At 70.1% G+C, this 15,950-nt stretch carries 20 protein-coding genes and 1 pseudogene; 6 read left to right on the top strand and 15 right to left on the bottom strand.

Annotated features, from left to right (window positions below):
• Window positions 1-6 precede the first annotated feature (6 nt).
• The gene (locus GQS65_RS06090; RefSeq protein ID WP_158203783.1) at window positions 7-525 is read right to left on the bottom strand and encodes a peptidylprolyl isomerase; all 519 of its coding nucleotides are present in this window, start codon (window positions 523-525) and stop codon (window positions 7-9) included.
• A gap of 70 nt (window positions 526-595) precedes the next feature.
• Entirely contained in the window at window positions 596-967 is a 372-nt protein-coding gene (locus GQS65_RS06085; RefSeq protein ID WP_158203782.1) for a hypothetical protein, read from the bottom strand.
• 122 nt (window positions 968-1,089) lie between these two features.
• On the opposite strand from GQS65_RS06085, the gene GQS65_RS06080 reads away from it, so the two are divergent.
• Window positions 1,090-2,067 carry a succinylglutamate desuccinylase/aspartoacylase family protein gene (locus GQS65_RS06080; RefSeq protein ID WP_158203781.1) on the top strand — a complete coding sequence of 326 codons (978 nt, stop codon included), beginning with the start codon at window positions 1,090-1,092 and terminating at the stop codon, window positions 2,065-2,067.
• A gap of 59 nt (window positions 2,068-2,126) precedes the next feature.
• Here GQS65_RS06080 and GQS65_RS06075 read toward each other — a convergent pair whose 3' ends face one another.
• Window positions 2,127-3,191, bottom strand: a complete 1,065-nt coding sequence (locus GQS65_RS06075) for an anthranilate phosphoribosyltransferase (protein WP_158203780.1) — start codon at window positions 3,189-3,191, stop codon at window positions 2,127-2,129.
• Between the two features lie 299 nt (window positions 3,192-3,490).
• Here GQS65_RS06075 and GQS65_RS06070 point away from each other — a divergent pair, with 299 nt between their 5' ends.
• Complete coding sequence (locus GQS65_RS06070) at window positions 3,491-3,907, top strand: GNAT family N-acetyltransferase (protein ID WP_368279885.1); 417 nt, start codon at window positions 3,491-3,493, stop codon at window positions 3,905-3,907.
• A gap of 19 nt (window positions 3,908-3,926) precedes the next feature.
• Here the strand turns inward: GQS65_RS06070 and GQS65_RS06065 are convergent, their stop codons facing one another.
• A complete protein-coding gene (locus GQS65_RS06065) occupies window positions 3,927-4,415 on the bottom strand; it encodes a PH domain-containing protein (RefSeq protein ID WP_158203778.1) in 489 nt (162 codons plus the stop codon).
• Between the two features lie 73 nt (window positions 4,416-4,488).
• Window positions 4,489-5,364, bottom strand: a complete 876-nt coding sequence (locus tag GQS65_RS06060; RefSeq protein ID WP_158203777.1) for an SDR family NAD(P)-dependent oxidoreductase — start codon at window positions 5,362-5,364, stop codon at window positions 4,489-4,491.
• 131 nt (window positions 5,365-5,495) lie between these two features.
• Between GQS65_RS06060 and ahbB the strand changes: the two genes are divergently transcribed.
• The 3 genes from ahbB to GQS65_RS06045 all read left to right on the top strand — a co-directional run bounded on the left by ahbB (window position 5,496) and on the right by GQS65_RS06045 (window position 7,883).
• Window positions 5,496-6,536 (top strand): siroheme decarboxylase subunit beta, encoded by a 1,041-nt coding sequence (ahbB, locus tag GQS65_RS06055; protein WP_158203776.1) that lies wholly within the window; start codon window positions 5,496-5,498, stop codon window positions 6,534-6,536.
• Window positions 6,537-6,851: 315 nt separating this feature from the next.
• Window positions 6,852-7,499, top strand: coding sequence for a class I SAM-dependent methyltransferase (locus GQS65_RS06050; protein WP_158203775.1), 648 nt, complete (start codon window positions 6,852-6,854; stop codon window positions 7,497-7,499).
• A 57-nt stretch (window positions 7,500-7,556) separates the two neighbouring features.
• Complete coding sequence (locus GQS65_RS06045) at window positions 7,557-7,883, top strand: hypothetical protein (RefSeq protein WP_158203774.1); 327 nt, start codon at window positions 7,557-7,559, stop codon at window positions 7,881-7,883.
• 6 nt (window positions 7,884-7,889) lie between these two features.
• Here GQS65_RS06045 and GQS65_RS06040 read toward each other — a convergent pair whose 3' ends face one another.
• The 10 genes from GQS65_RS06040 to arcS all read right to left on the bottom strand — a co-directional run bounded on the left by GQS65_RS06040 (window position 7,890) and on the right by arcS (window position 15,167).
• Complete coding sequence (locus GQS65_RS06040; RefSeq protein ID WP_158203773.1) at window positions 7,890-8,531, bottom strand: SIMPL domain-containing protein; 642 nt, start codon at window positions 8,529-8,531, stop codon at window positions 7,890-7,892.
• A 42-nt stretch (window positions 8,532-8,573) separates the two neighbouring features.
• Complete coding sequence (locus GQS65_RS06035; RefSeq protein ID WP_158203772.1) at window positions 8,574-8,939, bottom strand: hypothetical protein; 366 nt, start codon at window positions 8,937-8,939, stop codon at window positions 8,574-8,576.
• Window positions 8,936-9,211: a hypothetical protein gene (locus GQS65_RS06030; RefSeq protein ID WP_158203771.1), complete on the bottom strand. Its 276-nt coding sequence runs from the start codon at window positions 9,209-9,211 to the stop codon at window positions 8,936-8,938. Before GQS65_RS06030 ends, GQS65_RS06035 begins: the two co-directional genes overlap by 4 nt.
• On the bottom strand, window positions 9,212-9,493 hold the full coding sequence (locus tag GQS65_RS06025) for a ubiquitin-like small modifier protein 1 (RefSeq protein WP_158203770.1): 282 nt from the start codon (window positions 9,491-9,493) through the stop codon (window positions 9,212-9,214).
• A gap of 134 nt (window positions 9,494-9,627) precedes the next feature.
• Window positions 9,628-11,412, bottom strand: a complete 1,785-nt coding sequence (locus GQS65_RS06020) for an aldehyde ferredoxin oxidoreductase family protein (protein WP_368279884.1) — start codon at window positions 11,410-11,412, stop codon at window positions 9,628-9,630.
• Window positions 11,413-11,504: 92 nt separating this feature from the next.
• Complete coding sequence (locus GQS65_RS06015; RefSeq protein WP_158203769.1) at window positions 11,505-11,897, bottom strand: hypothetical protein; 393 nt, start codon at window positions 11,895-11,897, stop codon at window positions 11,505-11,507.
• A 59-nt stretch (window positions 11,898-11,956) separates the two neighbouring features.
• Window positions 11,957-12,289, bottom strand: a complete 333-nt coding sequence (locus GQS65_RS06010) for a hypothetical protein (RefSeq protein WP_158203768.1) — start codon at window positions 12,287-12,289, stop codon at window positions 11,957-11,959.
• A 27-nt stretch (window positions 12,290-12,316) separates the two neighbouring features.
• Window positions 12,317-12,442, bottom strand: a complete 126-nt coding sequence (locus tag GQS65_RS21850) for a hypothetical protein (RefSeq protein ID WP_267902889.1) — start codon at window positions 12,440-12,442, stop codon at window positions 12,317-12,319.
• Window positions 12,443-12,493: 51 nt separating this feature from the next.
• Window positions 12,494-13,273 (bottom strand): TMEM165/GDT1 family protein, encoded by a 780-nt coding sequence (locus GQS65_RS06005; RefSeq protein WP_368279883.1) that lies wholly within the window; start codon window positions 13,271-13,273, stop codon window positions 12,494-12,496.
• A 106-nt stretch (window positions 13,274-13,379) separates the two neighbouring features.
• A complete protein-coding gene (arcS, locus tag GQS65_RS06000) occupies window positions 13,380-15,167 on the bottom strand; it encodes an archaeosine synthase subunit alpha (RefSeq protein WP_158203767.1) in 1,788 nt (595 codons plus the stop codon).
• Between the two features lie 88 nt (window positions 15,168-15,255).
• Here arcS and GQS65_RS05995 point away from each other — a divergent pair.
• Window positions 15,256-15,950: pseudogene (locus tag GQS65_RS05995) on the top strand (YIP1 family protein); the annotation flags it as partial.

Genomic DNA, 15,950 nt, shown 5'->3' with positions numbered 1-15,950 from the left:
GAGGACTTACCGGCGAATCTGGACGGACTCGACGACGACGTCCTCGGCGGGCTTGTCGTTGGCGTCGGTGTCCATCGAGCCGATCTCGTTGACGACCTCCATCCCGTCGACGACCTCGCCGAACACGGAGTGTCGGCCGTCGAGGTGGGGCGTCGCGTCGAGCGTGATGAAGAACTGCGACCCGTTGGTGTTCGGGCCGGCGTTGGCCATCGACAGGGTGCCCTCGCTGTCGTGGGTCAGGTCGTCGTGGAACTCGTCGTCGAACTGGTAGCCGGGGCCGCCGCGACCGGTGCCCGTCGGGTCGCCGCCCTGGATCATGAACCCCTCGATGACGCGGTGGAAGACGGTCCCCTCGTACAGCGAGTCGTTGCGTGTCTCGCCGCTCTGTGGGTCCTCCCACTCCTGTGCGCCGGTCGCCAGTCCGACGAAGTTCTCGACGGTTCGGGGCGCACGCTCCTCGTAGAGTTCGAGTTCGATGTCGCCCTTGTTGGTCTTCAGGATAGCGTGGGGGTTGTCGTCAGCCATGGCCGACGCGACGGAGGGGGCGCGGAAAAGCGTGCCGGTGCTTCCGACGGAACGCCGGGTCCGTGGCGGCTCAGACGCCGGGAACGCCGAGCGCCTCGAACGCCACGACGTTCAGCAGGGCGAGGACGAACAGGACGAGGAGCGAGGCCAGCCAGGCGACGAACGAGATACCCGCCGCTCGCAGCCAACCTCCCGGATACTGCCAGTTGACGACGGCGAGGTAGGCGACCAGCGCCACGAGGAAGCCGACGAGCGGAATCAGCGACCCGACCGCCCAGGCGATGGCCCCGATGAGCGCCGTGATGACCGCCTTCGAGTAGTCGTCGACGCCCGCGATGACCCGCGCACCGACGTAGATGCCCAGGCCACCGATGAGGAGGCTGACGACGAACCCGATAATCGACCCGACGGCACCTTCTGCTTGGAGTAGTGTGAGCTCCATGGACGTGACGACACGCCAGCGGGACATTAGTACTCGCCGCTTGCAGCCTCGCACGTTTCGGTCCGGTTTCGCGGGCGGTCGCCGCCCGCAGGTACAAGCACGGCGCGGCCGACCCTCCGACCATGCACGAGAGCGAGCGCGTCACGCTGGCGCGTCTCCCCTCCGGCGTCCGCATCGAGACGACCGTCCACAGCTACGGCACCGACGACGGCCCGACGCTGTACGTACAGGCCGCCCAGCACGGCCGCGAGGTGAACGGAGCGGAGGTGCTCAGACGGTTCCACGAACGGGTCGACACCGGGGCACTCCGGGGGCGAGTGGTCGCCGTTCCCGTCGCCAACCCGCTGACGTTCGACCGGGTGTCGTACACGACGCCCGAGCGCCTCGACTCGGTCAACGCGAACATGAACCGCGTCTGGCCGGGCGACGAGTCGGGGACGCTCCACGAACGGATGGCCGCCACGCTCTGGGCGTACGCGAGCGAGGCCGACGCCATCGTGGACCTCCACACCGGCGGCCCGGACATGCTCACTCACGTCGTCTTCAAGGAGGGCGACGCGGGTGCGCGTGCCCTCGCCGAGGCGTTCGGGACCGGCCTCCTGCTGGGCGAACCGGCCGACGACGACGAGCGAACCGAGTGGAGCGAGCGTGACTTCGACGGGAAGTTCCGCGTCGCCGCGAGCGAGGCCGGCATCCCCGCCATCACCCCGGAACTGGCGCACAACAAACAGCTGGTCGAACCCGCCATCGAGACGGGGGTCGAGGGCCTGTTCGACGTCTGTCGCTCGCTGGGGATGCTCGACGGCCGGCCGACGGCGACGGACCAGACGCTCGCACGCAACCACCTCGGGAGCGTCGAGGCGGCCGACTCGGGGCTGTTCCGCCCGCACCCGAACCGGGCGGTGGGACAGACCGTCGAGGCGGGCGACCCGCTCGGCACGCTCTACGACCCCGCGAACTACGCGGTGTTGCAGGAGGCGACGGTCGGTGACGACGGCGTCCTCTACGCGCTGACCCGCGAGGCGACGGTGACGGCAGGGCAGTCCCTCGGCAACGTCGCGCTGGTCAGAGAGGAGGGAGGTTCGGAACGGACCAACTGAGCGAGCACCCCAGCGGAACGGACGGCGACCGGTCGACTCCCCGAGTCACGACGACCGACTCAGAACCCGCGGAGCGCGTCGAGCGTCTCGGCGGCCGCGCCGGAGTCGATGACCTCGCGGGCCGTCGCCAACCCCTCGTCGAGGGCCTCGCAGTCGCCGCGGGCGTAGATACGGAACGCGCCGTTGAGCGCGATGGCGTCGGCGAACTGGTCGTCACGCTCGCCGGCCAGGACGGCCTCGGTGACGGTCGCCGAATCGCGGGCGACGTCCTCGACGGCGAGGTCCTCGCTCTCGAAGTCCATCCCGTAGTCGGGCGTCTCGATGGTGAAGTCGTCCATCTCGCCGTCTTCGCCGACCGCGACGGTCGTCGACCCGGGGCGGATGTCGTCGTACCCCTCCATCCCCTGGAACATGACGACACGGCCGACGTCGTAGCGCTCGCTCGCCTCGAACGTGTCGATGATGCGCTTGGCGTAGGGGAGGTGGTAGAAACTGCCGAGGTGGACGTCCGCCTCGGCGGGGTTCGCCAGCGTCTCGATGGTGTTGACGAACGTGCGGACGCCCATCTGGTCGCGGCGGTCGGCGAGGGTCGCGACGGCCGCGTTGCAGTTCGGCTGGTAGTAGAAGCCAAAGCCCACCTCGTCGGTCATGTCGGCGGACTGCCGTGGGGAGAGGTCGGTCCGGACGCCCAGTTCGTCCAGCACGTGCTTGTACGCGTCTTGCTTCTGCGTCGGGACGCGGTCCCCCGAGTGGGCGACGACGGGCGTGCCCGCGGCGGCGGCGACGAGACCCGCGCCGACGCCCAGAATCGCGGTCCGGCCCTTCCCGTCGTAGTTCGCGCCGCAGTCGACCGGGTCACAGTCGGGGGCGGCGAACGAGACGGACTCCTCGGCCATCACGTCGACGTACGCCGCGAGTTCCGCGGGCGTGTTGCGCTTCCAGCGATTGGCCAGCCAGAACGCGCCGAGCGTGGTGGGGTCGGGTTCGCCGGCGAGGATGCGCGAGAACGCCTCGCGGGCCTGCTCGCGGGTCATGTCGTCGGCGGACTTGTGTCCGGTCCCGACGACCTCGGTCATCAGCCGTTTCAGCGGCCACTCGCCGAACTCGGATGTCGCTGTCGCCATGGTCGCGTCTCGGGTCGCTGGCGTCGAAAGCGTTACCGTTCGCGTGGCCGCCCGGCGAGCGGGGGGTCGCCGTGACGCTCGCCGGGGGCACACGACCGGTCGTCGGGGACAGAGGTAACCCGCCGCCCTGCATCACCGCAGTATGGACCTCGTGACTCTGGCTCCCGACACCCCGGCGTTCGACGGTGCCGTCGAGTGCTACCGTCGCATCTGGGGGCGCGAGGGACGCGTCGCGTTCCGCAAGCACGCCGAGTTCCCGGGCTACCGTGGCGTGGCCGCCGTCGAGGACGGGGGGGGTCGTGGGCTACGCGTACGGCTACACGAGCAGTCCGGGCCAGTACTACCACGAAGCACTTCGGAGCGTGGTCCCGCCGGCCGTCTACGCTCGCTGGTTCGACGACTGTTTCGAGTTCGTCGAGTTGGGCGTCGTCGAGCGAGCGCGTGGCCGGGGCGTCGGTGGGCGACTCCACGACGCCCTCCTCGCGGGCCGTACGCACGCGACGAGCGTGCTCACGACCGGCGTCGACAACGCCACCGCCAGAGCGTTCTACGAGGACCGCGGGTGGGAGGCACTCTACCAACCGTTCGACCCCGAGGGCGGCGAACCGATGGTGGTCTACGGCCGCGGACTGGGTGCCGAACACGGCGGCGACGGTGGTGCGGCGGGGACGCTCGGCGGGCGCGACGACCGCTCGCCGAGACACGAGACCGACTGAGCGAGCGCGAACGGCCGTCTCACCGTGGGGGCCGGTCCAACTGCTCGGTGAGCAGGCCGCTGACCTCCTGTGGGTCCGACACCGCCTCGAACGTGATTTCGGTGCCGCCAGTGCCGGCGGTGTCGACGCGCACGTCGCCGAACGACAGGAGTCGTTCCAGCAGCGACTGCTCGAAGGAGGTGTTCTGGATGCGGTCGAGTCGGAGGCTCGTCACCTGCCGGGAGAGCAGGCCCTCCTTGCGGTACACCTCGTTGGTCGTGATGACGTAGCGTGTCGACCGATGGTGGACGTACGCGACGGCCACGACGAGCATCCCGAGCGGTATCAGCAGCCACGCGACCCAGCGGAACTCGAACTCCGGCGTGAGCAGGAAGCCGTAGACGACGATGCCGGCGACGACGAGGAGGGCCCCGACGAGCAGCGACCGGACCGCGACGAGGAGACTGGGCGTCCCCGACCAGACGACCTCCTCTCCCTCGCCGAGCGTGACCCACTCTGGAACGGACATACGGCGTGGTAAGTCGGCCCACGGTAAGGGTCTTTCCAGGCGACGGGAGCGTGACACGCGCCGTCGAGTGGGCTCAGAGCCAGTCGGGGTCGAGGTCGAGCAGGCGCGCGCTCTCGTCCCACAGTCGCTCCCGGAGCGTGTCGTTACCGACCCGCGAGTCGGGCGCTTCGAGGTCCCGCCCCACGAGATAGCCGCCCGACGCGTCCGCCAACTCGGGAGCACCGGCGGCGTAGACGAGGTCCAGTCCCGCCTGCTCGACCGAGCGACCGACACCGAGCAGTGAGGCGACTCGGACGGCGAGACCGAACGCGCCGCCGGTCTCGCGGTAGAGGCTCGTTCCCGGCACGAACCCCGGGTGGTAGGCCAGCGCGTCCACTCCCGCGGGGAGACGCTCGGCGAGTTCCGTGCTGAACAGCACGTTGGCGAGTTTCGAGCGGGCGTAGGCCCCGAGCGCGTCGTACTCTTCGGTGTACGTGGGGTCGTCCAGTCGTAACTCGCCACGGGTGTGGACACCCGAGGCGGTCACGACGACCCGCGACGGCGGTGTCGACTCCAGGTGACCGACCAGTTCGTGGGTCAGCAGGTACGGCGCGAGGTGGTTGACGAGCAACACGCGTTCGACCCGGCCACCGGGGACCTCGGTCACCTCCCGTTCGGGCAGTGACAGCGCGGCGTTGAGCGCCAGCACGTCCACCCCGTCGTAGCGCTCCTCGACCGCCTCGGCGACGCCGCGCACGGCGTCGAGACGACCGAGGTCCGCCCGGACGAAGAGACCGTCACCGCCCTTCTCGCGGACCGCTTCGAGCGTCGCTACACCACGGTTCCGGTCACGACCGACCAGCACCACCTCCGCGCCCAACTCGCCGAACCGCTCGGCGGCGACGCGACCGATGCCACTGGTGCCACCCGTCAACACGACGACGGCACCGTCCAGCGTCTTCCACTCCATACCCACTCCACGCGACCGGTCGGGAAAGAGCTAGCTCGTGACAGCACAGGTCCGACCGTCGGGGAGCGACCACGCGACGACCACCGTCTCGGACCGAAACCCCCACTTTCCCCAGACGCGTAGCGACGACGATGAAGGCTCCCCGTGGTGACTGGCGTGCTGCCCTCGACGAGGTCGACGCCACGCTCGTCGACGGCTACCAGAGCGGGTTCCCGGTCGAACCGCACCCGTTCCGGGCGGTCGGTGCGGACCTCGGTGTCACCGAGGAAGCGGCGCTCGAACGGGTCCAGCGACTCCGGGAGGCGGGAGTGTTCCGGCGGTTCGGCGCGGTGCTCAACCCGCCCGTCATCGGCAGTTCGACGCTCGCGGCCGTCAGCGCCCCCGACGACCGCTTCGAGGCGGTCGCCGAGGTCATCAACGGCTACCGGCAGGTGAACCACAACTACCGGCGCGACCACGAGTGGAACATGTGGTTCGTCGTCACCGCCGCCGCCCGCGAGACCCGCGACGCCATCCTCGCGGACATCGAGGAACGGACCGGTCTCGACGTGTTGAACCTCCCGATGCTCACCGACTACTACATCGACCTGGAGTTCCCGGTGGTCAACGCCGACCGGTTCGCACGGGAGTCCCTCACCGAGACCGAGGTGACGGCGACCCGTATCTCCGAGTCCGCGACGGCGGACCTGACCGACCTCGACCGACGCCTCCTGCTGGAGGTGCAGGACGGCCTCCCGCTCACCCTCACGCCCTACGCCGACGTCGCCGCGGCCGTCGACGCCACCACCGACGAGGTGGTCGACGCCATCGAGCGACTCCGCGAGAACGGCTGTATCAAACGCATCGGCTGTGTCGTCAACCACGTCGTCACCGGCTTCGACGCCAACTGCATGGTCGTCTGGAACGTCCCCGACGACGAACTCGACGCCCGCGGCGAACGGGTCGGCAGTCTCCCGTACGTCACGCTCTGCTATCACCGCCCGCGCCGCCCCGACCAGGACTGGGAGTACAACCTGTTCACCATGATTCACGGCCGCGAACAGGGGGCCGTCGACGAGAAGATAGACGAACTGGCGGCCGAGTACCTGCCGTTCGAGCACGAACGTCTCTACTCGACGGCGACGCTGAAACAGACCGGCGCACAGTACGAGGAACTGGTCGCCGGTGAGTGAACGAGAGATATCGTCGTCCCGGTTTGGTCAGCAACAACTGTTGGGCAGAGAGCGTGGGGCTATCACAGTACGACTGTTTATTGCGAGTAGCTGATAACGGACCGTTTATGAGCGTGATTGTCAGCAGGGAGGTTCTCGTCTACGTCGCGTGGACTGTCGCACTGATTCTCGGCGTGATCTTTGTCATGAACGTTCTACTCCTGTTGTTCTTCGGCCTGTGATACACTCGCGGCACACGTCTGACAGTACCGGCGAGATACGTCCCCACGCCACGTCCGAGCCAACCGCTTTCTCCCTCCACACTAACCCACACTCATGAGCCACCAGACCGACCGCCCGGCGAAGTCGCCGGACGAACTCCAGTTCATCTACGCTGACGCCGCCGAGACGTTCGAGCGGTTCGCCGCGCTCAACGAGCGACTGCTCGGGCGCTACCGCGAGCGCCTGTTCGCCCGCGCGCAGGGCCACGTGCTCGACGTGGCCTGTGGGACGGGGTCGAACCTCCAGCACCTCCCCGAGGGCTGTTCGGTCGTCGGGGTGGACCTCTCGACGCCGATGCTGGAGGGGGCGCGCCGCGAGGCCGCCTCGCTCGGCCGGGAGGTGACGCTCGCCCACGCCGACGCCCAGCGCCTCCCCTTCGCCGACGACGCGTTCGACACCGTCGTCTCCGCGCTCTCGACGTGTACGTTCCCCGACCCCGTCGCCGCGCTCCGGGAGATGGCTCGTGTCTGTGCGCCCGCCGGTCGCATCCTCCTGTTCGAGCACGGACGGTCCAGTCTCGGCCCGGTCGCGTGGGGACAGGACCGTCTCGCGCCGTGGCACTTCGAGGACATGGGCTGTCGGTGGAACCAGGACCCGGAGGGCGTCGTCCGCGAGGCGGGTCTGGAGATTCGCCGAGCGGAGTGCCACGTCGCGGGAGTGTTCACGAGTCTCGTCGCCGGGCCGACCGTCGTGGGCGAGTGAGCGCCGGCCTGCCCCTGCCACGTCAACTGCTACCACCCCCGCGCGAGTGGTCGGGCTATGCTGGTCTACTTGCATCAGTACCGGGAGGCCGACGCCGAAGAGGCGGCCGGGGACCACAGCGTCGACGACCCCCCACAGGACTCGGAGAGCTACTTCGACGTCGACGACCTGGAGACCGACTCCTGGGAGCGCGTCGACTACGACGGCCGGTCGGTCCTCCGGAAGGTCGTAAGCTACGACGACGTGGTGGCGATTTCGGTCCCACAGGACTACACCGAGTCGGGCGACCTGCCCGGCGCGACCGTCCAACTCCGAACCGAGGGCGACGAGGAGTACGTCGAACAGGCCGTCGTCTTCGAGGTTCAGGACGCCTCGCCGGAGTGAGCGGGGTCACTCCAGCGCGTAGGTGACCGTCACCTGAGCGTTCGTCTCGACCGGTCCGGGGCGAGGGTCGGCCGCCGGCCGACTCCCCGACCCACCGCCGGTGTCGAACGACGCGCCGAGCGCTTCACCGCGGGGGCTGGGTCCCGACTGCGTCGTCATCGACTCGACCGCGCCGAGCGACCGGTCCGTCGCGGCGGCGAGCGTCTCGGCCTGTCGTTCCGCGTCGGCGGCCGCCCGCGTCAGCGCGTCGTCACGGGCGTCGTCCCTGGTAGCGTCGTCGAGCGTGTGTCGGACCGAGGAGACACCGGCGTCGGCCCGGTCGACGGCCGCCGTCAACAGGTCGCCGAGGCCGTCGAGGTCGCTCGTCTCGACGCGAACGACGTGGGTGACGGTGAACCGCTCGTCGTGCGTGTCGTTCGGGCCAGGACGCTGTCGATTGACGGTGTAGGCCGCCGAGTGGAACGCCTCCTCGGCGACGCCGTGGTCCGCGAACGTCTCGAACAGCGCCGCCGACCGACGGTCGGTCGCCGCCCGTGCGGTCGCTCGGTCGGCGGCGTGCTCGTTCACCTGGAACTCGACCTGTGCCCGGTCGGGCTTCCGCCGGTCGGTGCCGCTGCCGGTGACGCTGATGGTGTCCGTCTCGCGCATACCCACGGTTCGCCAGGCAGGGACACAAGTGTTCGCTCGCCGTCACTCGACGTTCTTCCCGACGACGACGCAGGTCCGAATCTCCAGGGCGGTCTCGAACTCCTCGCTCCGGCCGAGACTGTCCCCCAGTCGACGGAGGTGTTCCTCGTGGGCCCGTTCGACCGCGTCACGCTCGCGGCGTTCGAGTTCGACGTGCTCGTCGATGGTCTCCCAATGGTCGGCCTCGACGAGGAAGAGACAGGCGTCGTCGCTCTCGTGGACCAGTTCGTAGCGCCGACGGTACTCGTCGAGTCGCGGCCCGAGGTGGGCCTGCACGTGGTCGACCAGGTCCGGGAGGAGCTGTGGCCCGACGCTCGCCTTCGCGGCCGCGAGCAACAGGGCGGGGCCGTCGATGGGGTCGCCGTTCATCCCCCCGCGCGCATCGCCTTCTGCGAGAAGTCGTCGACCAGTTCCGGCAGCGTCTCCTCCTCGCCCTCGAAGACGACGGTGACCTCCGTCAGCCGAATCGAGGCGGCGACGTCCACCTTCTCGGCGGTGAGCGTCGCCGTCCAGTCGCTCCCCTCGACGGTGACCGGCCCCTCGCCTTCGGGGTCACCCTCGATACGCTCGCCGCCGAGGTTCCCGAGGTAGTGTGTGGCGAGTCGTTTCGAGATACCGCGGAAGGACTTCTCGACGCGCATCTATCCACCCGCCACCGGCGGGAAGACGGAGACGGTGTCGCCCTCGTCGAGGTCCGTCGCGGTGCCGTCGATGTGGAGCACTTCGCGGCCGTTCTTCAGCACGCTCAGTTGCGGGCGGATGTCGCCCGCGTCGTCCAGCAACTCCCCTTCGAGGCCGTCGAACTCGGCTTCGAGGGCGGCCAGCACCTCTCCGACGGTCGTCCCCTGGTCGTACTGCCGGGCGACGGTCTTCTGCCCGACGGCCTCACGAAAGTTCGCAAAGAACCGCAACTGGAGTTCCATACCTGTCGCAGGACGCCGAAACGCATAAATCCCGTTCGCCGGCGCGTCGGAGCACGCACCTCCGACCTCGACACGCTCCGTGCACCGACGGCGGTGTCGCTCGCCGTCGAGCGTGTGGAGGCGAACACGGCCCGTCAGTCGTCGGCCGGTCGCTCCAGCGTGACGGCGTGGTCGTCGAGCGGCGTCGAGGCGTCCGCGACTCCCGTGAGGTCGAGCCGCTCCAGCGTCGCCGCGGTCGGCCGCCCCTCCGGCCCCCAGCCACGGACGGCGTAGTACGTCGACAGCAGGCGCTCGAAGTCCGTACCGGAGAGCGCCCGGTCGCCGTCCGCGGGCGTTCGGGTGAGCGCACCGGGGAGCGCGTCGTCTCGGCGGTCGAACCCCTCGCGGACGTTGAACAGACGGGTGAGCGTCCAGACGCGTTCGCCGAGCGTCGTCAGCGTCCGGGCGTCGTGGTCGCCCCCGAGCGCCCGGAGCCACGGTGCGCCGAGGTCCTCGAGCGTCGCGCCGACGAAGTCGTCCGCGACGAGACTCCACAGGGCCGACCGCGCGGTCTGGGCACCGACGACTCGCTCGACGCGCTCGCGGTCGGTCCAGCGCTCGCCGTCGAACGCCTCGGTCTCGATGGGGCGGGCACGTCGGTGACACGCCCCCCGGTCGCTCGTCGCGTACGCCAGCGCCATCGCGGGCGCGGAGCGCGGGTCGTACGCGGGCAGCGCCATCGACTTGACCGAGGGGACGAGGGCCGCGCCGCCGTAACGGGCGGCCGCCGCGTCGAGGCCGTCGGCCAGCGTGTCCGCCAGCGTCCCCTCGCGGTGGGCGATGGCCACGACCAGTTCGCGGGCCGCCGCCGGGTCGCCGAAGGAGAGCGAGCGGTCGAGCAGTCCCGACTCCCCGGCGCGGACGGCCCACGCGACGGCGCTTCCGGCGTCGATGACGTCGATACCGAGTCGGTCGCAGGTCGCGCCGAGCGTGGCGACGGCGTCGAAGTCGTCGATGCCGAGGCCGGCACCGAGACTCATCGAGGCGGCCCCGCGCGGAACGGCGTCGCCGTCGCTCGTCTCGACACGGAACCCGCCCGTCTCGTCGCCCTCACGCTCGGTCGCCGCGTCGCGGGCCGCCGCGACGCCGATACCCTCGCTCCCCTCGAAGCGCGACTCCCGCCAGCCACGGGTGGCGAGGACGCCCGCCGCGTCGGCGAAGTCGACGCTCTCGAGCGTCCCGCTGACGGCCTGCCACCGGCCGACGTCGCTCTCGTCGTACCGTCGCTCGGCCGTCTTCTGGAGGTCGACGAGCGGGTCGGGGAGCGTCGGCGGGTCGCCACGCGCGACGACGGCCTTCAGCCGTTTCGCGCCGAAGACGGCCCCGACACCGCCCCGGCCCGCGTGGTGGTCGCCGCCGTCGGTCGCCACCGTCGCGTAGCGAACCCGGTGCTCGCCGGCAGGGCCGATACACGCTACCGCGCCGTCGTAGGCGGCGTCGGTCTCGTCGGTCGTCGCCCCCCAGCAGTCGGCCCGGTCGAGGTGGGCGCTCCCGTCGGCCTCGACGACGAGCGTCGTCGGGTCGCTCGCCCGGCCGGTGACGAACACGCCCAGACAGTCCGGGAGGGCACCGGCGAGCGCGTCCGGAACCGCCCCGCCGACGTACGAGTCGAGGAACCCGCCGGTCAGCGGCGACTTCGTGACGACGGCGAGACGGGACTCGCCGGGCAGGTAGCCCGACAGCGGCCCCCAGACCAGTCCGAGGAGGTTGTCGGGGCCGAGCGGGTCCGTGCCGGCGTCGAGTTCGTCGTAGAGGTAGCGTGCCCCGAGACCCTTCCCCCCGAGGTAGCGCCGTCGCCACCGCTCGGGGACCGGGGTGCGCTCGACCGTCCCCGCGGTGAGGTCGACCCGGAGGACGGCGTCGCGCTGTCGTCCAGTCACTGGGGGACACTACGCACGTCGGGCGGTTAAGCGTAGGGCCGGCGGGTCGACTCGTGCCTTCGGCCCGTCCGACAGCGGGTCGCCGCCCGCGTTCAGTCCTTGAACATGTCGCTCAGTCTGATGCCGTCCTCGGCGATGCGGTAGTTGCGCTCGCGGTCGATGCGCTGGCTCAACTCCTCGTGGGAGAACAGTTGGCCGATGAGGTCCGCCTGGAGGTTCCGCCACGCGATGGCGTAGATGGGCGATTGGCCCCACGCCCGCAGTTCGGGGACGAACTCGTCGTAGCGCTCCGCGCGGGATTCGAGGTGCTCAACGACGTCCGTGACGAACGCCACCACCTCGGCGTCCTCGGACTCCTCGATTTCGCGGTTGATGCGGGCTTCGAGGCCCTGCACCGCCCGTTGCATGTCCTGAGCGGTGCCCTGTCCGTCCTCGGGGAGCGAGTCGACGATTGGCTGGGGAACACCCAGCGAGACCGGTTCCATGGTGACGACTGACGCGCCATCGGGTGAAAAGGTTGGCTTCGGGCGAGCGTCGGCCGTTCTCAGAGGTACTCGCTCAGCGGCGTCGCTCCCGGTGACTCGTCGTGGGCGATGGCGGCCCCCGCGACGACGGTCCCACGCGTGAGGGCGGTGGTGAGGGCCGCCACGAGGACTCCGAGAAACGGGACGCCACCGGAGGGCCCGCCGACCGGTCCGACCGGCGTCCCGACGAACGCGCCGAACTGCGGAACCAGGACCTGGTACGAGAGGAGACCGAGGACCGACCCGAGCGCCGCACCCGCCCCGCCGGCGACGAACGCGGGCACCACGAACGACAGGTAGGGGTCGGACGCGTCACTCGTCCGGTAGCCGACGAGGCAGCCACCGAGGAGCACGCCGAGGAACACGCCGACGCTGGTGACCTATGAGAGAGCGGTCGAGAGGAGGCCGGGGCCGAGCACCAACGGGAGCGCTCCACTGGCGGTACCGACCGTCGAGGTGACGACGGTGAGGAGGAACGTCGCCGCGAGGAGCAGGGACCGGTCCATGCGCGTTCGTTCGCGTCACGAACCAAGAACGTTCGGTGTGTCGACTCCTGCTCACGCTCGCCGCGAGCGGAGGCCCCACGCGACGACGCCGACGACGACGGCCACGAGGACGGCGAACAGGCCGCTCTCGGGGAGGAAGCCGAGGGCGAACAGGCCGAACGCGACGAAGACGGCGGCCGCGCCCGCCTCGATGGCCGCCGTCGGGAGGTACGCCTCGACGCGCTCGCCGACGACGGCGTCGACGCCCGTTCTGAGGCCGAGTGCGGCGACGACGCCGACGAACACCGACAGGGGTGCGTCGGGGAAGACGACGGCGAGGTTCACCGTCAACAGTTGGGTCTTGTCGCCGAACTCCGCGACGCCGACGAGGACGAAACTCGCCAACACGCCGCCGTACGCACCGACCCGAGCGAGCACCGGGTCGGGGAGCAGTCGGCCCGAGAGACCGCTCTCGACGCCGCCGTCGGTCCGCGAGGGCTTCGTGCGCCGGTCGACCCGAACGCGGTCTGCCGCGCTCTTGGCGGTCCAGACACCGAAGACGACGAACAGCAGGCCGGTGAGCGGCCCCATCACGCCGGGGGGAACCGCGCTCAAGAGCGCCTGTCCGAAGACGACTTCGAGCGCGCTCCACGCACAGAACGCCCCCATCGCGCCGAGGAACACCCGCTTGGCGTCGTACCGCGAGGCGAGCGTGACGACGACCAGTTGGCCCTTGTCGCCGAACGTCCCGAGCATGTTGACGAGGAAGGAGGCGAGGAGCGGGCCGTAGTCGGCGTACTCGCGGATGAACGACTGGAGCTCCGACGACTGGAGCAGGAGACCGACGGTCACCGCGTCTCACCCGAGGCGGTCGCTCGACACATCCGTCCCGTCGTACGATTAGCCGCCACTAAAGACTGACTTTGGCGGCACCCGAGAACGGGTCCCGTGCGGCCGACTACCGTTCCTCGACGTGGCGCACGTCGACGCCGATGCCGCGCGTCGAGCGCACCATCTCGTCGCCGGACATCGACGCCTTGCCGACGGCGAACGCGCGTGGCCCCTCGACGACCACCTCGTCGCCGACCCGAATGTCGCCGTCCGCGTCGAGGATGCCCGGCGCGAGGACACTGCCCTGCGGGACGAACCCGTCGATTTCGACCGTCTTCGTCGGTACGTCGCTCTCGACCCAGCGTCTCGCCCCCGCCATCGTGAGCGAGAGCGTCCCGTACTGCGGGACGAGCGTCGCCCACTGTTCACCCTCGCTCGTGACGCGCAGGGAGGGGTAGCGCCCGCCCGTCGAGATGTGGTCGAACAGTTCGTCGCCGGCGTTCTCGACCGACCCGGTCGAGACGTCACTCGACCCACCGCCGAACTGGTAGTCCGCGATGGCCCGGACGGTGTTGTGCTCGCGTTCGCGCTTCAGGTAGCGCGCTTCGCCCTCCAGTGTCTCTCCGAGCGCCGCGAGCGACTCGTCGGTCGTCGGGTGGTCGGCGACGGTGAACTCGAAGGTCACGTCCGCGTCGGCCTTCTCGGTCGCTCGCTCCACGATGTCGGTGTAGCCACCGGGCGGGACGTGCGCGACGTGGCGCGGGTAGTCGGTCGAATCGAGGTAGCGTGCGAGCACCTCGGCGACGAACTCGATTTCGGACTCGCTCCACTCGCCCGTGACAACGGAGTCGTAGTGCTGGGCGGGGTAGGTGAGTTCCAACTCCTGGGGAACAACGCCGATGGGCGAGGTCATCGACACCTTGTGCGCGCGGTAGTCGATGGTCTTGTGGAACTGCGCGTGGCTCTGGGAGTCGCCGTAGGGCTTGCGCGCCGAACACGGCACGAGCACGAGCGGTCCGTCGAACCGGTTGTGGTAGCGACTCGTCACCCGGTCGGCGAAGCGCTGAATCTCGACGCGCTTGAGCGAGTCGTCGCTCGCGGCGAGCAGTTCGTCGCGCCGGGAGATGGGCGTGCGTTCCTCGACGTAGCCGTACTGCTGGTCGAGTCGCCGGAACAGCGCGGTCAGCCACGCCTCGTGGCGGGCCTGCCCCTCGACGTAGTCTCGGAGTCGACCCGACCGGATGCGCTGGCGGACGCGGGCGAGTTCGGCCCGGAGGGCGTTCACGTTGTGCTCGGCACAGTCCTCGTGGTCGAACGCCTCGCGCGGCGTTCGACACGCCTCACAGGCACACGGCAGTTCGTCGAGGTCTTCGAGGAACGCCTCGCCGTCCGTCGAGCAGTAGAACCCCTCCAGTCCGCGGACGTACGCCTTGTCGGTGTCGAACAGGTCGACACCGGCGTACGCGAGCGTGGCGACGTTGGCTGGCGTGGCGAGGCCCGAACAGTAGAGGGCGGTGTCCGGTGGAATCTCCTCGCGCACGTCGAGGACCGTCTCGACGAAGGCCGCGGCGTGGCCCGCGATGCCCGCCGCCTCCGAGAGCGCGTAGGCGTCCGCGCCGTAGTCGGCGGCGGTGTCGCCCGAGACGACGGCGACGCTCGGGAAGTCGACGTCGGGGTAGTCGGTGGCGAAGGCGTCGGCGACACGCTCGTCGGTGCCCGCCGGGAACGCGCGGTGGGGGAGGACGGTGAGTCGGTCGTCACTGCCCGCCAACTGCTCGCGTTCCTCGGGCCACACGCTCCCGGAGTCGTCGAGCACCTCGTCGACCAGTCCCGGCGTCCGCAGTGGGTCCGAGAGGCGGACCTCGCCCAGTCGGGCGGGGCCGTCGCGCTCGTGGACCTCGAAGTAGTCGGTCATTGCCGACGGTCGGTGGTCGGGGGTACAGGGCCTTTCGATGTAGCGGCGCGACCACGAGATATTTACTCCACTGTCCGTCACGAACGCTATGGCCCTCCCCACACCGCTCGAACGACTGCTCAGACCGACCCGTGTGTTCGAGGAGGCGACGTCGCCCCGCGTGGCCGCCGCCGTCGTCCTCGCCGTCGCCCTCCTGCACGCCGCCAGCGTCGTCGTCGCCGCGGACGCGTTCCTCGACGTCCCCGGGACGGTCAGCGTCGACAACCCGAACCGGCCGGCCGACTGGGTGTGCGACGACACGACCGGCGTGTTCGACGACACCGTCGGCCGGGGCTGTTCGGAGCCGGAACGGGTCGAACGTGACCTCGGCGAACACGCCGCGTCGACCGTGAGCGGCTACTGGCCGACGGCACTGCTGGGTGTCCTCTGTGGGTGGCCGATGCTGGCGTGGCTCGTCCACCTCGTCGTCGCGCCGGGCCGAGACGGCTACGTCGAGACGCTCCTCGACACCGCGTGGGCGGTCGTTCCGCTCTCGCTGGTGGCGGCCGCTCGCCTGGTCGTCGTTCCGGCACGCGTCGACGGACTCGGCCGGCCGTCCAGCCTCGACGGGGCGGCGAGCGAGGCCCTACGACTGACGTTCGGCACCGAGTCGACGCTGCTCCTCGTCGCCAGCGTCGTCGCCGCCGCGTGGTCGGGGTACGTCGCCGTCGGCGTCGCAACGCGCCACGACGACTCGGAACGGGAGTACGACACGACGCGCGAGCGAGTCCTGACCACGGGGGG

This window comes from Halomarina oriensis (assembly GCF_009791395.1).
Lineage (GTDB): Archaea > Halobacteriota > Halobacteria > Halobacteriales > Haloarculaceae > Halomarina > Halomarina oriensis.
Note: the sequence above shows the minus strand (reverse complement) of the source record. Positions and strands in the feature narration are given on the sequence as shown.

What these genes read in the sequence shown, in the direction of transcription:
- GQS65_RS06090 (WP_158203783.1), bottom strand. Translation starts at nt 525, where the DNA reads ATGGCTGACGACAACCCCCACGCTATCCTGAAGACCAACAAGGGCGAC.
- GQS65_RS06085 (WP_158203782.1), bottom strand. Translation starts at nt 967, where the DNA reads ATGGAGCTCACACTACTCCAAGCAGAAGGTGCCGTCGGGTCGATTATC.
- GQS65_RS06080 (WP_158203781.1), top strand. Translation starts at nt 1,090, where the DNA reads ATGCACGAGAGCGAGCGCGTCACGCTGGCGCGTCTCCCCTCCGGCGTC.
- GQS65_RS06075 (WP_158203780.1), bottom strand. Translation starts at nt 3,191, where the DNA reads ATGGCGACAGCGACATCCGAGTTCGGCGAGTGGCCGCTGAAACGGCTG.
- GQS65_RS06065 (WP_158203778.1), bottom strand. Translation starts at nt 4,415, where the DNA reads ATGTCCGTTCCAGAGTGGGTCACGCTCGGCGAGGGAGAGGAGGTCGTC.
- GQS65_RS06060 (WP_158203777.1), bottom strand. Translation starts at nt 5,364, where the DNA reads ATGGAGTGGAAGACGCTGGACGGTGCCGTCGTCGTGTTGACGGGTGGC.
- ahbB (WP_158203776.1), top strand. Translation starts at nt 5,496, where the DNA reads ATGAAGGCTCCCCGTGGTGACTGGCGTGCTGCCCTCGACGAGGTCGAC.
- GQS65_RS06050 (WP_158203775.1), top strand. Translation starts at nt 6,852, where the DNA reads ATGAGCCACCAGACCGACCGCCCGGCGAAGTCGCCGGACGAACTCCAG.
- GQS65_RS06045 (WP_158203774.1), top strand. Translation starts at nt 7,557, where the DNA reads ATGCTGGTCTACTTGCATCAGTACCGGGAGGCCGACGCCGAAGAGGCG.
- GQS65_RS06040 (WP_158203773.1), bottom strand. Translation starts at nt 8,531, where the DNA reads ATGCGCGAGACGGACACCATCAGCGTCACCGGCAGCGGCACCGACCGG.
- GQS65_RS06035 (WP_158203772.1), bottom strand. Translation starts at nt 8,939, where the DNA reads ATGAACGGCGACCCCATCGACGGCCCCGCCCTGTTGCTCGCGGCCGCG.
- GQS65_RS06030 (WP_158203771.1), bottom strand. Translation starts at nt 9,211, where the DNA reads ATGCGCGTCGAGAAGTCCTTCCGCGGTATCTCGAAACGACTCGCCACA.
- GQS65_RS06025 (WP_158203770.1), bottom strand. Translation starts at nt 9,493, where the DNA reads ATGGAACTCCAGTTGCGGTTCTTTGCGAACTTTCGTGAGGCCGTCGGG.
- GQS65_RS06015 (WP_158203769.1), bottom strand. Translation starts at nt 11,897, where the DNA reads ATGGAACCGGTCTCGCTGGGTGTTCCCCAGCCAATCGTCGACTCGCTC.
- GQS65_RS21850 (WP_267902889.1), bottom strand. Translation starts at nt 12,442, where the DNA reads ATGGACCGGTCCCTGCTCCTCGCGGCGACGTTCCTCCTCACCGTCGTC.
- arcS (WP_158203767.1), bottom strand. Translation starts at nt 15,167, where the DNA reads ATGACCGACTACTTCGAGGTCCACGAGCGCGACGGCCCCGCCCGACTG.